Here is a 16272-nt window from a genome sequence, read left to right as displayed (position 1 = left end):
ATATTAATTAAAATCAATAACGTGTTATACTAAGTTTGCAAGGAGTGATTACTATTGGAAGAGATAAATATTAAACAATACATTAGATATGTAAAATTAAACAAAGATAAAATAGATAATATAAATAAGTATCCATTTTGTCTACCAATTATAAAAAATTTAGACAAATTAGAATTTCATCCTAAAGTTACATTCTTAGTTGGAGAAAATGGGAGTGGAAAATCCACACTATTAGAAGCAATAGCAGTATCTTACGGATTTAATCCAGAAGGTGGTAGCAAAAACTTTAACTTTTCAACTTGTGATAGTCATTCAGACTTACATAAATACATAACACTATCAAAAGGATTTAAAAAGCCTAGGCAAGGATTTTTTCTAAGAGCAGAATCCTTATACAATGTTGCATCTAATATAGATGAACTAGATAAAGAGACTATGGGTATGCCGATTATAAACGCATATGGAGGAGTATCCTTACATAAGCAATCTCATGGAGAATCATTTTTATCTATTTTTCTAAACAAGTTTTCAAGAAATGGAATTTATATTCTTGATGAACCAGAAGCAGCTTTATCTCCAGCAAGGCAAATGGCAGTATTAACTAGATTAAATGAACTTGTTAATGAAGGATGTCAATTTATAATAGCAACTCATTCGCCAATACTTATGGCTTATCCAAATTCAGTAATATATGAAATAAAAGAAGAAAAGATAACTACTGTAAATTATGAAGAAAGCGAGAATTATCAAATTACTCAAGATTTTTTAAATAATAGAGAAAAGTTTTTAAAAATACTTATGAGTTAATTAAATATATATTTAAATTAAATAAGATCCCCTAGAAATCAAAATGATTACTAGGGGATCTTAAATGTGTATACAATAATATTTAAATTTTAAGTTGTAAATAAATAATTAAATACAACAGAAAGAATTTTAACTACTAAATTTGATCAATGGACCTAATTTGCAGGTCGTTGTTTACATGAGTGTAGCGAATTTTATTTAGAATATTTTTCACCTAAAGATCTAAGTGAATCTAATATTGAAGCCTCTGGGTCATAATTTGCAATTACGCTTTCTTCAACTATATTAGCTCCTAAGCTTGTAATTCTTTCTTCCCAGTCTCTCATCCATTGGCCATCTCCCCAACCATAAGATCCAAATAGTATTACTTTTTTATTATCTAAAGAAGAGATACTTTCCATAAAAGGTTCCATTTCACCTTCTTCTAAAACTTCATCTCCCATTGCAGGGCAACCTAAAAATAATACATCAGCTTCATCTATATCATTTAGAGTAGCTTTATCAACACTTAATAACTTAGCATCATCATTACAACCTGAAAATATAGATTGAGCCATTGTTTCAGTGTTTCCTGTGCCACTCCAATATATTATATTAACTTTATTCATATCAATCTACCTCCGTAAATATTATTTAACTTAATTAGATAATAGCATATTAATAATTATTTGTAAATAAAAATGATAATTAATATCAATAAAAATAAAACACTCTAGATAAATGGTTTATAACTAGAGTGCTTATGATTTTGAGAAACTGAGCTGATTTGTAGGTTGTTGGTGACATGAGCAAAGTGAATTTTTTATAATATGAAATTTTCAATGCCGAAAGCTATACCATCATTATGTACAGTTTTAGTTACTTTTTTAGCATAACCTTTAACTTCATCACTTGTATTTCCCATATCTATACTACATTCAACAGTTGATAGCATTTCTACTTTATAAGTTTCTATATCTTCAATGTCAAAATTGCTTTTTAAGTATTTTCTAGATACATTGTATTGAAAAAAAATGTATGGATACAATTGAGTTTAAACAAGTATTTCAGAAGATATTAATTGATAATACGTATAAATTGTACTACTATTTTTATTGTTAAAGTAAAAATTTAAAGGTAGGGGGAATTTTGTATGAATAGTAGATATGGATTAAATAAAAATTTAGCACAAATGTTAAAGGGTGGAGTAATAATGGATGTTACAAATCCAGCTGAAGCAATAATAGCAGAGAAAGCAGGAGCTTGTTCAGTAATGGCTTTAGAAAGAGTCCCATCAGATATAAGAAAAGATGGTGGGGTAGCAAGAATGTCAGACCCTAAAATGATTAAAGAAATTCAAGAAGCGGTAAGTATACCAGTAATGGCAAAGGTTAGAATAGGACATTTTGTAGAAGCACAAATACTTGAAGCTTTAGAAGTAGATTTTATAGATGAGAGTGAAGTATTAACTCCAGCAGATAATATATATCATATTGATAAATCTAAGTTTAATGTTCCTTTTGTATGTGGAGCTAGAAATTTAGGAGAAGCTCTAAGAAGAATAGGTGAAGGTTGTGCAATGATAAGAACTAAAGGTGAAGCTGGAACAGGAGATGTAGTTGAAGCAGTTACACATATGAGAACTATGATATCCGATATAAGAAAAGTGGTATCTATGGGAGAAGAAGAGCTTATGAATATTTCTAAGGAAATGGGTGCTCCATATGATTTAATAAAATATGTTCACGAAAATGGTAAATTGCCAGTAGTTAACTTTGCAGCAGGAGGAATTGCGACTCCAGCAGATGCAGCTTTAATGATGCAACTTGGATGCGATGGTGTATTTGTAGGATCTGGTGTATTTAAATCAGATGATCCTGAGAAGAGAGCAGAGGCTATAGTTAAGGCAGTTACACATTACAATAATCCTAAAAAACTAGCTGAGATATCAGAAGATTTAGGTGATGCTATGAGTGGAATATCTGTAAGTAGCTTAGCAAATGAAGAAAAGTTAGCAGTTAGAGGATGGTAATATGAATATAGGGGTATTAGCAATGCAAGGTGCTTATAGAGAGCATATAAATATGTTAAAAAAATTAGGTACAGAATCTATAGAGATTAGAAATAAAGAAGATTTTGAAAATATTGATGGGATTATTATACCTGGTGGGGAAAGTACAGCAATAGGAAAATTACTTAAAACACTTGATTTACATGTTACATTAAAAGAAAAAATTTTAAGTAAAACTCCTGTATGGGGAACTTGTGCAGGTATGATTTTACTTGCTAAAGAGATTAAAAATGATGATGTACATATTGGTACAATGGATATAGAGGTTGTAAGAAATGGATATGGAAGACAATTAGGAAGTTTTAATACAGAAGAAAAAGTAAATTACATAGGAGATAATATTCCTATGGTATTTATAAGAGCGCCTTATATTAAAAATGTAGGTGCTAAAGTAGAAGTACTATCAAAAGTTAATGGAAAGATAGTAGCAGCAAAAGAAAATAATATGCTAGTTACATCTTTTCATCCTGAATTAACTGATGATTTAAGAGTTCATAAGTATTTTTTAGATATGGTTAAAAAAAGAAATTAGATATTACTAAAATAGCTATAAGTAAAAAGCTATGACCATGAAGTCATAGCTTTTTTATGTAAAACCTATCTTTACAATCTATAAATATTACGTTATTTTAAGTCAACGTTAACTCAGCTAAAATAGTAAAAGAGTTTAAAAAATTATCATAAATTAATTTAAAATATACAAATTTGAGATTATTATAAAGCCTACAATAATTAAATATAATAGGCTTTATTTTTATGCAAGTAATATTAATAGTAGTGGCATAATAAATTTATATATAGTACAAAAAATATAGGTAGATAAGGAGGGTAATATATGAATAAGGAATTGAAGTTTTACACGATTTCATTAATCACCATAAGTATGATTTTTTATACAATATCGATAATAACAACACAATTTAATATATTAACTTTCGGGACACCTATTTTTATGATAATTTATGGTATTGCAGGATATTCACCTTCTATTGCAGCATTTATTACATTTAAAAGATACTATAATAAAACTAATGAATTTAAATTATTTTTAAAATCTATAATAAATATAAAACAAAAGCCGATTATGTATTTATACACTATTTTTGCTCCAATTATATTATGGGCATCTGCATATATAGCTTTTAAAACTCAAGGCAACAATTTATTGATGCTACGATATCCACTTAGCTTAATTATTTTTATTGTACCTTTTGCAATTATTGGAGGAGGACTTGAAGAAATTGGATGGCGTGGATTTCTATTACCGAGGCTTCTAGAAAGATTTTCTCCAACTATAGCTACTTTAGTACTTGGATTTGTTTGGTCAATTTGGCATATTCCAATGTGGTTTGTTGTAGGTTCACATCAACAAAAACTTATGTTTATACCATTTGCTATAAGTTGTATTGCTACATCATTTATAATGACTCCGTTATTTTATAAAACAAAAAGTATTTGGTTGTGTATACTTCTTCATGCAATAGACAATGCTTGTTTTTATGTATTTTATGTTTCAGTAGATTCAAATTTAATTACATCTATTTTTACATTAATTACTGCAATTATAATATTTTATATATTTCAAGAAAAATTATGAAAAAATAATATTATAAATTATTAATTTTAAAGAAACTAGAATTTATAATCAGATATAGAAGCTAAGAATTCTAAAAGTTGATAAAAAATCGATTAAGTCTGATTAATCAAAATTAAATGAAAATTTATACTATGCAAATGATGGAAAAAAATGTATAATAATAATGAAAATAATTTTAAAATAAAATTAAATAGGCAAACCTAGGGAAATCTGGGGACGCAAAGCTATAGGGACTAAGGTTTATAACTATGTCAGCCAGTTGCCAAAGAGTACATTATACTTTTTGTTTTTAAGCTTAGTTAATTAATATTATTACTTTTGTTTATTGTGAAAATATTAAATTTATTAGGTAATATACAAGGCTACTCTTTTTGAGTAGCTTTTTTAATGTACTTCTGAGGGTTATAAAACTAATCAGGAGGTAAAATATGCACAGAAAAAAAATAGCAGCCGTAACTATGGCAGCGATAATCACTAATTTCTCAGCTACAACAATAGAAGTTTTAGCAAGTGAGATACCGAACAGCAACACTTCAAAATTAGAAATTTCATCTGAAAATGAAGTTAAGAAAGCTACTATAAGTAAATTTGATTTATATAATAATGATAAATTAAATGCTTATAATGAAGTATTCAAAATGGACAACTCAAACATAACATCTATAACTAACAATGGTGGGAAATATGGAAGTGACAACATTGAGAAATCTATAGATGGAAATCTAAAGACACACTGGGAAACTGGAAAACCAAATAGCTCAGAATTCACAAATGAAGTAGTAGTTGGGTTAAATGAAGTAACTAACTTAAACAGAATCGTATATGCGGCAAGACAAGTATCGGCAAAAGGTAAAGGTTTTGCTCAAGAAGTTGAAATATATACTTCTCTTACAAATGAAGGCGATGACTTTAAACTAGTAACTAGTGGAGAGTATAAAGGATCTAGCGGAGATATAGTAGAGATTAAGTTCAATTCAACTGAATTTAAAAGAATAAAATTCAAATTTAAAAAAGCTAATCAAGAGTGGGCATCAGCATCAGAATTTATGTTTTATAAAGCAGATGAAATAAGTGATAAAATGAAAAGCTTATTTACAAATAGCTCTAAGAATCAAGTTAGTGAAGAATTTAATAGTATAGAAAAAATAATTGCTTTAGAATCAGACGTTAAAAATCATCCACTATACGAGGATTTTAAAGAAGATATAGATAATGCTAAGTTAATTGTTGATAAAAAAGAAGTTAGTTATACTGATGCAAAAGTATCTAAGTTTAAAGATATAAACAGTGACTTACTTCCAGCATATAATGAAATTTACAAACTACCTTCTAATAAGATAGTATCGATAACTGCTAATGGTGGAAGTTATGCAGAAAATGCAATATCTAGAGCAATAGATGGAAATCCACAGACTAAATGGCATTCTGCTAAGCAAAATTCTTCAAGTTTTACAAATGAAGTTGTAATGGAATTAAGTGAATTAACTAAATTAAATAGAATAGTATATACTGCACCTCGTGGTTCAAATAGAGGATTTGCTGAAGCATTCGATATATACGCTTCAACAACATCTAAAGGTGACACTTTTGACTTAGTATCTAGTGGAACATCACAAATAACTCAAAATTCTATTGAAATAAGATTTAATCCAACAGAGTTTAAAAGGGTTAAATTTGTATTTAAAAAAGGATATGAAAACTGGGCTTGTGCAGCTGAGTTTGGGTTATACACTCAAGATAAATTAAGCGAAAAAATGGATAGACTATTTAAAGATTCTGCGATGAGTCAAATTGGAGATGAATTTAATACTGTTGAAAAAATAAAAGCATTAGAAGAAGAAGCTAAAAGTCATCCATTTTATGAAGATTATAAAGAAAATTTACTAAATGCTATAGAATTAGTACAACAAGGGGAAGTAACATCTACTAATGCAATTATAAGTAAATTTACACCTTTTTACACGTCTCATATAAATGAGTATGATAAAGCGTTTAGAATAGGTAGTGAAAAAATAGCAAATATATCGAATAACGGCGGTCAATACGGGGGATCAGCATTAAAATTTGCAGTTGATGAAGATATAAATACACATTGGGAAACAGGAAGACCAAACTCTGATTCATTTAAAAATGAAGTAAACTTAACTTTAAAAGAAGCTCAAGTTTTAAATAGATTAGTATATAAAAGTAGAAATGGTGGTAAAGGATTTGCTAAAAACTTTAGTATATATGTTTCACCAACAACAAAGGGAGATAACTTTAGTAAGATAACTACTGGAGAGTATACAGTCACAAGTGATTTATTAGAAGTACAATTTAATCCAACGAAAGTAAAAAGATTAAAGTTTGTATTTGATAATGTTCAAGACAGCTGGGCTTCAATTGGAGACTTAAGGTTATATAAAGAAGACAAAGTTTATGATAAAATGAAATCTTTATTTACAAATGGATTAATGAATGAAGTAGCAGAAAACTTCAACACATTAGAAAAATTAAGTGCTCTAGAAAATGAAGTAAAAGGACATCCATTAGAAGAATTATTTAAAGTAGATATAAATACTGCAAAAGACATAGTTCAAGGAAACTTAGAAACTACAAAAGTAGTTGTAGCAGAACAACATGGAGATATGGTACAACATGCAGACAAGAATTTAAAATTTGGATTTGGAAATAACAATCAACCAACAGGAGTATTAGCAAAGCCAGGCGAAAAATTAACTGTTTATGTAGATGCAGATCCTAATAAACCTCTACCTCAAATATTCTTCTCACAACAAGAGGGAAGTTGGTCAACTTGGGGAAGAACTTTAAGTCTTCATCCAGGCAAAAATGTTATAACGGTACCAGAAATACCAAAAGATGATTGGTACAAGCATGATGTAACTAAAGGTGGACCAATATATATTGTAAATCCTTATACACCTGAGCAACAGCCTAAGGCACCAGTAATAAGATTTGTTGGAGGACAAAAATTCCCATTTGTAACAAAAGATACTAATATAGAAGAATTTAAAAAGTCCTTAATAGAATATAAAAAGAAAATTGATGAAGATAAAAAGAAAAACCCTAATGTATTGGACAGAGAAGTAATAGATACATTTGAATTTGTAAGTGACCACATATTCTGGACAGGTACTGCAACAGGTGCATATCAAGCTTACATAGAGCAAGGTGTAAATCCTTTAGATACTATAAAATCTTATAATACTCATATGAAAGAATTATTTAAATACTATGCTTTAGATGGAAGTAGCATAAAAAATGATCCTAAATATATAAGAGATAATGTAAGACTTGCTCAACCATTTGGATATATGTATGCAGCATCAGGACATATAGGTGTCCAAGGTGATGTGATGGCGAGTTTATTAGTTCCTTTTGAAGATAGAGGCGGATCTTGGGGGTTAACTCATGAAATAGGACATAGAATGGATGTAGGAGCAAGAGTATTTGGTGAAGTAACAAACAATATGCTACCTATGTATATGTCTGGATACTATAATAAATTAGATAAGAGAATACCATATGACTCTCATGTTTACAAAAATGTATTAAGTGAAAGTTCTAATAAATATACTGAAGGTGGATTCTTCGAGAATCTAGCAGTTTACTGGCAATTAGAAATGTACAAGCCAGGTTATTGGGGACAATTAAATAGATTATACAGAGAAAGAAATGTAAGCCTTGGGGAAGAAAATCCTACTAATGTAAAAATGCAATACTTAATTAAATTCTCATCTGAAGCAATTGGAGAAGATTTAAGTGGATATTTTGCAAGACATGGATTTGAAGTAAACGAAGAGACTAGACAAGAAACTAGTAAGTATCCAAAGCTAAGTAAGAAAATTTGGTATTTAAATGATAATAAATTTGATTATAAAGGAAAAGGATTTGTTGATAAGAATGTATTAGAAGTTTCATTAAATCAAGTTGAAAATAAAACGAAGATAACATTTAATGTAAAAGATAATGCTAAATCAGATTTACTAGGATTTGAAGTAATCAAAGATGGTGAAATAATAGGATTTACTTCAAACAATAGCTTTATAGATACTAGTGCAGACCATAGCAAAAATTCTAAGTACGAAGTTGTACCTTATGACCTTAACTTAGGAACAGGAAATAAAGTTGCTATAAACTCATTCTCACCAAGTATAAAAGTTCAACAAGATAAATTAATTCTAAGATTAAATGAAGAATTTAACCCTATGGATTATGTTAAGGGAAATAGTAACAATGGACAAGATTTAACTTCTAAGGTTAAATTTGAAAGTAACGTAAATACTGCTAAAAAAGGTTTATATAAAGTCAGATATACTTTAGAAGATGCAGGTATAACTACAGAAAAGGTTGTAGCAGTTGAAGTAGTAAGTAATTATGATTATTTATCAGATGTTCAGTGGAAATCTGTAGAGACTCAATATGGTACTCCAAGAAGAAATACTAATATAAAAGGCAGAGTAAATGGAGACATAAAGACATTTGAAAAAGGATTTGGAATACATGCAAATGGTAAAATAGTCTATGACTTATCTGGTAAAGATTATGATAAATTTGAAGCTTTGCTTGGAGTAGATATGGGCTTACAAGCACAAGATAAATCTAGTATAACATTTAAAATAGTAGGAGATGGAAAAACATTAGCTACTACACCAGTTTTAAAACATGTAGACAATATGATAAATATAAACGTAGATGTTAAAGATGTAAAAGAATTAGTTATAGAAATACATGATGGTGGAAATGGAAATAGTTCAGACCATGGTATAATAGCTAATCCAAAACTAACTACTAATAATTCAAAGCCAGTTATAACTGCTAAAGATAAGGTTTATAAATTAGGAGATAAAGTAGACATTATGGGCGGTATTATAGCAAAAGATGCTGAAGATGGAAACTTGACTTCGAAGATAGAAATAATATCTAACAATTATAAAGAAGGACAAACTGGAAGATTTGAAGTTGTATATAAAGTAACTGATAGTGATAAAAACTCAGTAGAGAAAAAATCATATATAACGGTATATGAAGAATTATCAGTTAATAAATCTAAGTTTAGTCAATTTGATAATTTAGCTAAGTACAATAAAGAATTTAAATTACCAGTAAAATCTGTAAGTAACAATGGTGGAAATTATGGTAGCAGTGTTATATCAAAGGCTATAGATAATAACATAAATACTCATTGGGAAACAGGAAAAGCAAATAGTAGCTCATTTAATAATGAAGTTATATTTGACTTAGGGCAAAATTCTGATATAGATAAAATGGCATATTCTGCTAGAAGAGATGCTGGTGGTAAAGGATTTGCTAGAAAATTTGAAATATATGTTTCAGATGAGGCACAAGGAGACGACTTTGTATTGTCAGGAAAAGGTGAATATACTGGAAGTAATACTGATATTGTAGAATTTAAAATATCTAAGAATAATGTAAGAAGAGTTAAATTCAAATTCATTGAAGCTAATCAAGGTTGGGCAAGTTTAAGTGAAGTATCATTTTATAAAAAAGATACTTTATCAGATAAAGTAAGTAATGATTTATTTACTGATAATAGTAAAACTGAGATAACAGAAAAATATAATACATTAGAAAAAGTAGCAGCTTTAAGAGAAGAGGTTAAAAATCATCCTGCATTTAAATTGTTTGAAAGTGATTTAAATAAAGCTGAAGAAATAATAAAAGCTAAATTCCCAACTTTAAAAGTTGAAGAAAATACTTTTGTAAAATTAAATAGTGAATTTGATTTAATGTCAGGTGTAGTTGCAAATGATCAAGAAGATGGAAATATAGCTAATAAAGTTGAAGTTAATAGCAATGGATTTACTACAAGTAAAACTGGAAAATATACTATAACTTATAAAGTAACAGATAGTGATAAAAATATAGTAACAAAGGAAAGAAAAGTCGTAGTTTATAGTGAAGATAAATACATAAGTGATATTAGCTGGAAATCAGCAGTATCTGGATGGAAAAATGTAAACAAAGATTTTGCAGTAAATACAAGTAATAAAATAAAGCTTAATGTAAATGGACAAATAAAAGAGTTTAATAAAGGTATAGGAGCAGCCACAAATGCAGAAATAGTGTATAACTTAGATGGAGATTACACTCATTTTACAACATATCTAGGTACAGACAAAAACTATAATGACAATAGAACAAGTATAATATTTAAGATATTTGCAGACGGAAAAGAAGTATATACTTCAGATACAATAAGAAAAGATAGTAAAGCTGAATTTGTAAATATACCTGTAAGCGGAGTAAAAGAATTAAAATTAGTAGCAAATGATGCAGGAGATGGAGGACTTGGAGATTTTGCTTCATGGGCAGATACTAAGTTATACACTACAAACTCTAAGCCAAAACTAGTTATACCAAAATCAGTTGCAACTAAATTAGGTGAAAAAATAGACTTAAATGAAAATTATGTTGCACTAGATGCAGAGGATGGAGATATAACTTCAAAAGTTGAAGTAACTGGTAAAGTTAATTTTAATAAACCAGGAAAATATCCGATAACATATAAAGTTACAGACAGTGATGGTAACGAAATAAGTAAAACTAGAACTATAGCAGTAGTAAACATGCAAGATTATAAGTACTTAAGTGATTATGATTGGAAATCTACTCAAAATAGTTACAAAACTCCAAATAAAGATAAATCAATGAGTGATAAAGCTTTAAGATTAACAGATGAAAATGGAGCAGAAGTAGTATATGAAAAAGGTATAGGAGCACATGCAACTTCAACTATAACATATGATTTAACTGATAAAGACTACGCATACTTTAGTTCATATGTAGGTGTAGATAGACAAATGTTTGGAACAGTTGCTTCAGTAAGCTTTGAAGTTTATGTAGATGGAACTAAGAAATTTGATAGCGGAGTTATGAACTCTAGAGATTCTCAAAAATATGTAGAAGTTGGTATAAATGGAGCTAAAGAGTTAAAACTTGTAGTAACTGATGGTAAAAATGGAATCGGTTCAGACCATGCGTCTTGGGGAGGAGCGAAACTTCATTTTGCAAATCCTAATGGAGAAGGTATTGAAAGTGAAGAAATAAAAGAACTTAGAAAAATGTTAGAACATACCCAAACTATTACTAAAGATATGATGGGAGCAACAACTCATATTGAGGCAAGATGGAGTAATTTTGAAGCTGGTAAAAAATTAGCTAAAGATTGCATAGAAGATGGAAATAAGAGTGAAGAAGAAATAAAGTCTGTAATGTGGCAGTTAAATTACTTTATAGAAGAATTACAAATTAAATAAAGTTTTAAATAAAAAAGCATTATCATTATAAAATGGTAATGCTTTTTTATTTAAAAAATATATTTCTTATTTTTTTATCGTGGATTTAAGAACTATTTTTAATTATATAGTTTAGGGTTTATTTTTCAATAATATCATTTGACATGGAAAACATTGCTATGTAAAACTATATTGGTCTATAGTATACTTAATAAAGTATTATAAATAGTGGGATAGAGGTGATGATATATAAGCTAAGTATGTTAATATACTGTAGATTATTTTAAGTTAACGTATAAGTTTAATTATACCTGATCATGAATTTATAAATACTATAAAAAGAATATTAGAAAGGGTAGGGATAAAACATTGGGGTTAAAAAATTATATATTAATAGCTGTATTAGTATTAGGAATGACTGGATGTACTAGTGAAAAAGATAAAGCTAAAAATTTAGAAAATGGGAATTCAACAACTAAGGTTGAAAAATCTAATGATAAAAATGCAGAAAAAGAAAATAAAAATATTCAAGAATTAAAAGACAAGTTTAAGGAAAGCTCTTATAGTAGTGAATCAAATCCTAAAGAGTTATCTATGGATGAGTCTATTGATTATGCTAAAAAGGTTATTCCTGAAAATGTCAAGGAAATTAGCAACAAGTTTGAAAAAGAAGTTGGAGTAACTCAAAAAATATATGAGTATGAAGACTATGAAATTGAAGTAAGGTACATGCACCCTTATAAAGAAGATGGAAACCAGGTTGATGAATATGACTTAAGTAAAACTGTAGGTATATATTTTAATTTATTAAATAACTAAAAAAATGTGGTGGTTCTAAAACCACCACATTTTTTTAGTTATTTTTTACCAATTACCAACTATATGAGAAGTTCTTTTGTACTTTTCTGTTTGATTAGTTTTATAAATTATATTATTTATATTTTTTATTGTATTTGGATATTTTATAAAAGCTGATATTTTTTATCTCAAGAAGATGTTGCTGAAAAACTAAGTGTATCCAGACAAACTGTAAGCAAATGGGAAACTTACCAAACTGTTCCTGAATTAGTTAAGGTAAAATTACTAAGTCAACTTTATAATGTAAGTGCGGAGTATCTTATCAGTGGAAGTCATATTGGAGGGGATCTTACAAGTATAGAAATGATAGTTGATGAAATTGATTGGAGCAGTGCATGGAGTAAATGGAAAAAAAGAAAAATAAATAAAATATAAAAGGATTAGTAATATTAAGTGGAAACTTAACATTAGTAATCCTTTTATATTTTAGTAAGTGATCTTTTTAATAAAATTTAATATATCTTCATAAGCTTCTTTTGCATCGTTATAACCATCATTATATAAAGTAATGAGCTTAGTTTTATCCTTTTCAACCTGACTAACCTTAACAGGTTTCTTAGGTCTAATTACAAGAGCATTACCATCTTCAGACAATTCCTTTACTAAATCTAAGCTTTTATTATAATTAAGGTGTCTACTTTCAATAGCATCTATAAGCTTAGGATACTTTCTATACTTTCTTTTTATAATATTAGAAAACTTAACCTTACCCTTTATGTAATTTTCATCCCTTGTTAATACAACGATATTTCTCTTGCAACAATTATTTATAGAATACTCTATTGGAATAGAATCGGAAACACCACCATCTACCAACTTGTAATTATCAACTTCTACGATATTTGCAAACATTGGAATAGAACAAGAAGCCTGTAAATAAATAATATCCTTATTCAAATCCTTTAACTCAAAGTACTCAGGCTCCCCAGTTTCACAATTGGTGGTTACTGCAATAAACTTCGATTTAGACTTACTAAAAGCATCATAATCAAAAATGTTTAATTCATTTGGAATTTTATTAAACATAAAATCCATACCAAATATAGAGCCTGTTTTTATAAAATTACGTAAGCTTAAATAGTTCTTATCATCTAAATAATCAACAGTTACATTAAATGCTCGTTTAAATTGTTTAGATAAATAAGATGCAGCATGGCAACTCCCCGCAGAAACTCCAATTACAGTATCTACTTCTATATTTTTTTCGATAAAAAAATCTAATACTCCAGCAGTATATATACCCCTCATACCGCCACCCTCTAAAATTAATCCTACTTTTTCCATATTAAACCCTTCTTATTTAAAATTTATATCATAAATATTTTACCACAACTAAAGCGATAAATAGGTTACACTTAATTAAATTTAGGATTAATCCATAAAATTTATTTTATTAAAAAAATTATAAAATCTTATAGATAAGATTAAATATTTAATTTATAATCATTTATTTGTAAGTTTATTAATAGGCTATATATGTATGAAATTTTAATAGTTAAAAATATCACTATACACAGTAAACTAAGTTGTAAGGAGGAGTAATCATATGGTATGAGCAACATTGGTAGTAGGAGAGAGCTATAATAATTAAAATGATTTTGAATTGATTTAAAAAATAAATTTTGACGTGTCTAAAAAGTCTGTATCACATTAGTGATACGGACTTTTTTATTAATATTGAAAGATACTATATGATATATTACAATTATATTGTAATAGAAAATTGTAATATCAGAAGATATTTATAAAAGGTCAGAAGACTTAGTCATCTGACCTTTTTTGTATAAAAATTTATATTTACATAATTATAGGAGGGGAATATATGAATGAGTTAAATTATTGGGAAAAGAAATGGAATGAAGTAGGAAAAAACTATACACTAAACAAAAATACTACAAAAGAAAATATAAATATATGGAATAACTCATCAAAAGACTATGATGAATCAGTAGGAAGTGAAAGAATAGATGAAGTAATAGAAACTCTTGAAAATAGTGGATATATAAATGAAGATAGTACAGTTTTGGATTTAGGTTGTGGTACTGGAGCATATTCTATAGCCTTAAGTGGTGTTTGTAAAAATGTAGATGCGCTAGATTATTCAGATGGGATGCTTGAAGTATTAAAAGAAAAGATAAAATTTCAAGGTATAAACAATATAAATATAATTAAAGATGATTGGAACAGTTTAGATTTGAAAGATAATAATATGTATAAAAAATATGATTTTATACTTTGTAGTTTAAATCCTGGATGTTATAGTTCAGATGCATTATTTAAAATGAATGGATCGTCTAAAGGATATTGCTGCTATATAGGTACAGATGGAATGAAAAATAATAATATATTAGATAAATGTGATTATGAAATTTTAGGTAAAAATATAGATAAAAATGATATAAGTAATATAATATATCCTTTTAATATATTATATTTTAATAATTATAGACCAATTGTATTTTATACTCCTTGTAATTGGATATATAAAATGGATAAAGAAAAAGCGATAAGTAAATTAATAAAAAGATATAAAAAATATATTGATATAGATGAAAAAGTTATGGATAAGTTAGAATGTTTTGTTACAGATAACTTAAAAAATAATATGTTTATTGAAAATAGTGAAAAGAACCTTGGTATTTTAGTTTGGGATGTGAATAAAAATAAATTATAAAAAATATAGACTTACAAGTTAATCACGTATACAATTATAAAAAATATATACATTAGGGGGAATGCTAATGATTGAAATTGTTAAAGATCATTATAATAAAAATGCATTAGTAGAATGGAGTAGATTATCAGATTTATACAGTTATATTGAGTTTCAAACAACTTTATACATGATAGATAAATACTTTAAAAAATCAGGCAAGGTACTAGATATGGGATGTGGACCAGGAAGGTATTCAATAGAATTATTAAAAAAGGGTTATGAAGTAACTTTATATGATGTTTCTCAAGAAGAATTAAAGGTAGCAAGAGAAAAGATTGAACAAGAAAAGATGAAAGCTAATGACTATATATGTGGAGATTGTAGTGATTTATATATATTTGAAGATAATTCATTTGACGTAGTATTGGTTATGGGACCGATGTATCATGTTCAGGATAATAAATTAAGAAAAAATATATTAAAAAATATAAAAAGAATATTAAAGGAAGATGGAATGGCTTTAATTGCTTATCTAAATGGTCTTGGCATTATTAAATCATCATTACATGAATGTAGTTTTGAATATGCTAATATTAAAAATATAGAAAAACTAATGTTAAATAAACCTTGGAGCAAAGAAGAAGCATTTACAGAAGTGTATATAGCAAATCCATCAGGAGCTATTAATGAAATTAAAGACTCGGGTTTAAATATAGTAACATATTTTGGAGCGGAAAGTTTTGCATCTGGTATTCATCATGAAGTGAGAAGGATGGGAAATGAGGAATCAAATTGCTATAAAAACTTAATAGAGTTATGTAAAAAGACTTGTGAGATGAAAGAGTATAGAGATTCTACAGAGCATACTCATTTTATAGTTAATAAATAGATTTTTAAAGACTAGCATAATGTTAGTCTTTATTTTTAACTTTTTAAAATTAATTAATTTACTCTATATAAAGTTTTCAAAAGCTCGTAAAACTATATGTAAACTTAGAAAGTAAAAATTACTTTGTTTAAATATATACAACGTTGTATAAAAACT

Annotated in this window: 11 protein-coding genes, 1 pseudogene and 1 riboswitch; of the genes and pseudogenes, 9 read left to right on the top strand and 3 right to left on the bottom strand. The window is 27.7% G+C overall.

Annotated features, from left to right (window positions below; all coding sequences use genetic code 11):
- The first annotated feature begins 54 nt into the window (after positions 1 to 54).
- A complete protein-coding gene (locus JNUCC81_RS10140; protein WP_454093357.1) occupies positions 55 to 807 on the top strand; it encodes an AAA family ATPase in 753 nt (250 codons plus the stop codon).
- Between the two features lie 194 nt (positions 808 to 1001).
- Here the strand turns inward: JNUCC81_RS10140 and JNUCC81_RS10135 are convergent, their stop codons facing one another.
- Complete coding sequence (locus JNUCC81_RS10135; protein WP_454093356.1) at positions 1002 to 1415, bottom strand: flavodoxin; 414 nt, start codon at positions 1413 to 1415, stop codon at positions 1002 to 1004.
- A gap of 194 nt (positions 1416 to 1609) precedes the next feature.
- Complete coding sequence (locus tag JNUCC81_RS10130) at positions 1610 to 1834, bottom strand: HAD family hydrolase (RefSeq protein ID WP_454093355.1); 225 nt, start codon at positions 1832 to 1834, stop codon at positions 1610 to 1612.
- A gap of 105 nt (positions 1835 to 1939) precedes the next feature.
- Here JNUCC81_RS10130 and pdxS point away from each other — a divergent pair, with 105 nt between their 5' ends.
- The 6 genes and pseudogenes from pdxS to JNUCC81_RS10100 all read left to right on the top strand — a co-directional run.
- Positions 1940 to 2818, top strand: coding sequence for a pyridoxal 5'-phosphate synthase lyase subunit PdxS (pdxS, locus tag JNUCC81_RS10125; RefSeq protein ID WP_454093354.1), 879 nt, complete (start codon positions 1940 to 1942; stop codon positions 2816 to 2818).
- Between the two features lies 1 nt (position 2819).
- Positions 2820 to 3389 (top strand): pyridoxal 5'-phosphate synthase glutaminase subunit PdxT, encoded by a 570-nt coding sequence (pdxT, locus tag JNUCC81_RS10120; RefSeq protein WP_454093353.1) that lies wholly within the window; start codon positions 2820 to 2822, stop codon positions 3387 to 3389.
- Positions 3390 to 3692: 303 nt separating this feature from the next.
- Complete coding sequence (locus JNUCC81_RS10115; protein ID WP_454093352.1) at positions 3693 to 4454, top strand: CPBP family intramembrane glutamic endopeptidase; 762 nt, start codon at positions 3693 to 3695, stop codon at positions 4452 to 4454.
- Positions 4455 to 4637: 183 nt separating this feature from the next.
- Positions 4638 to 4721, top strand: a riboswitch (cyclic di-GMP riboswitch).
- 161 nt (positions 4722 to 4882) lie between these two features.
- Positions 4883 to 11734, top strand: a complete 6852-nt coding sequence (locus tag JNUCC81_RS10110; protein WP_454093351.1) for an NPCBM/NEW2 domain-containing protein — start codon at positions 4883 to 4885, stop codon at positions 11732 to 11734.
- Positions 11735 to 12082: 348 nt separating this feature from the next.
- Positions 12083 to 12532: a hypothetical protein gene (locus JNUCC81_RS10105; protein WP_454093350.1), complete on the top strand. Its 450-nt coding sequence runs from the start codon at positions 12083 to 12085 to the stop codon at positions 12530 to 12532.
- Positions 12533 to 12754: 222 nt separating this feature from the next.
- Positions 12755 to 12946, top strand: a pseudogene (locus JNUCC81_RS10100) (hypothetical protein); the annotation flags it as partial.
- Positions 12947 to 12997: 51 nt separating this feature from the next.
- On the opposite strand, the gene JNUCC81_RS10095 reads toward JNUCC81_RS10100, so the two are convergent.
- Positions 12998 to 13855 carry a patatin-like phospholipase family protein gene (locus JNUCC81_RS10095; protein ID WP_454093349.1) on the bottom strand — a complete coding sequence of 286 codons (858 nt, stop codon included), beginning with the start codon at positions 13853 to 13855 and terminating at the stop codon, positions 12998 to 13000.
- 538 nt (positions 13856 to 14393) lie between these two features.
- On the opposite strand from JNUCC81_RS10095, the gene JNUCC81_RS10090 reads away from it, so the two are divergent.
- Together JNUCC81_RS10090 and JNUCC81_RS10085 are read left to right on the top strand one after the other, a co-directional pair.
- Positions 14394 to 15245, top strand: a complete 852-nt coding sequence (locus JNUCC81_RS10090; protein WP_454093348.1) for a class I SAM-dependent methyltransferase — start codon at positions 14394 to 14396, stop codon at positions 15243 to 15245.
- Between the two features lie 67 nt (positions 15246 to 15312).
- On the top strand, positions 15313 to 16116 hold the full coding sequence (locus JNUCC81_RS10085) for a class I SAM-dependent methyltransferase (RefSeq protein ID WP_454093347.1): 804 nt from the start codon (positions 15313 to 15315) through the stop codon (positions 16114 to 16116).
- Positions 16117 to 16272 lie beyond the last annotated feature (156 nt).

Source organism: Faecalimicrobium sp. JNUCC 81, assembly GCF_053667625.1.
This window is presented reverse-complemented; position numbering and strand designations above follow the sequence as displayed.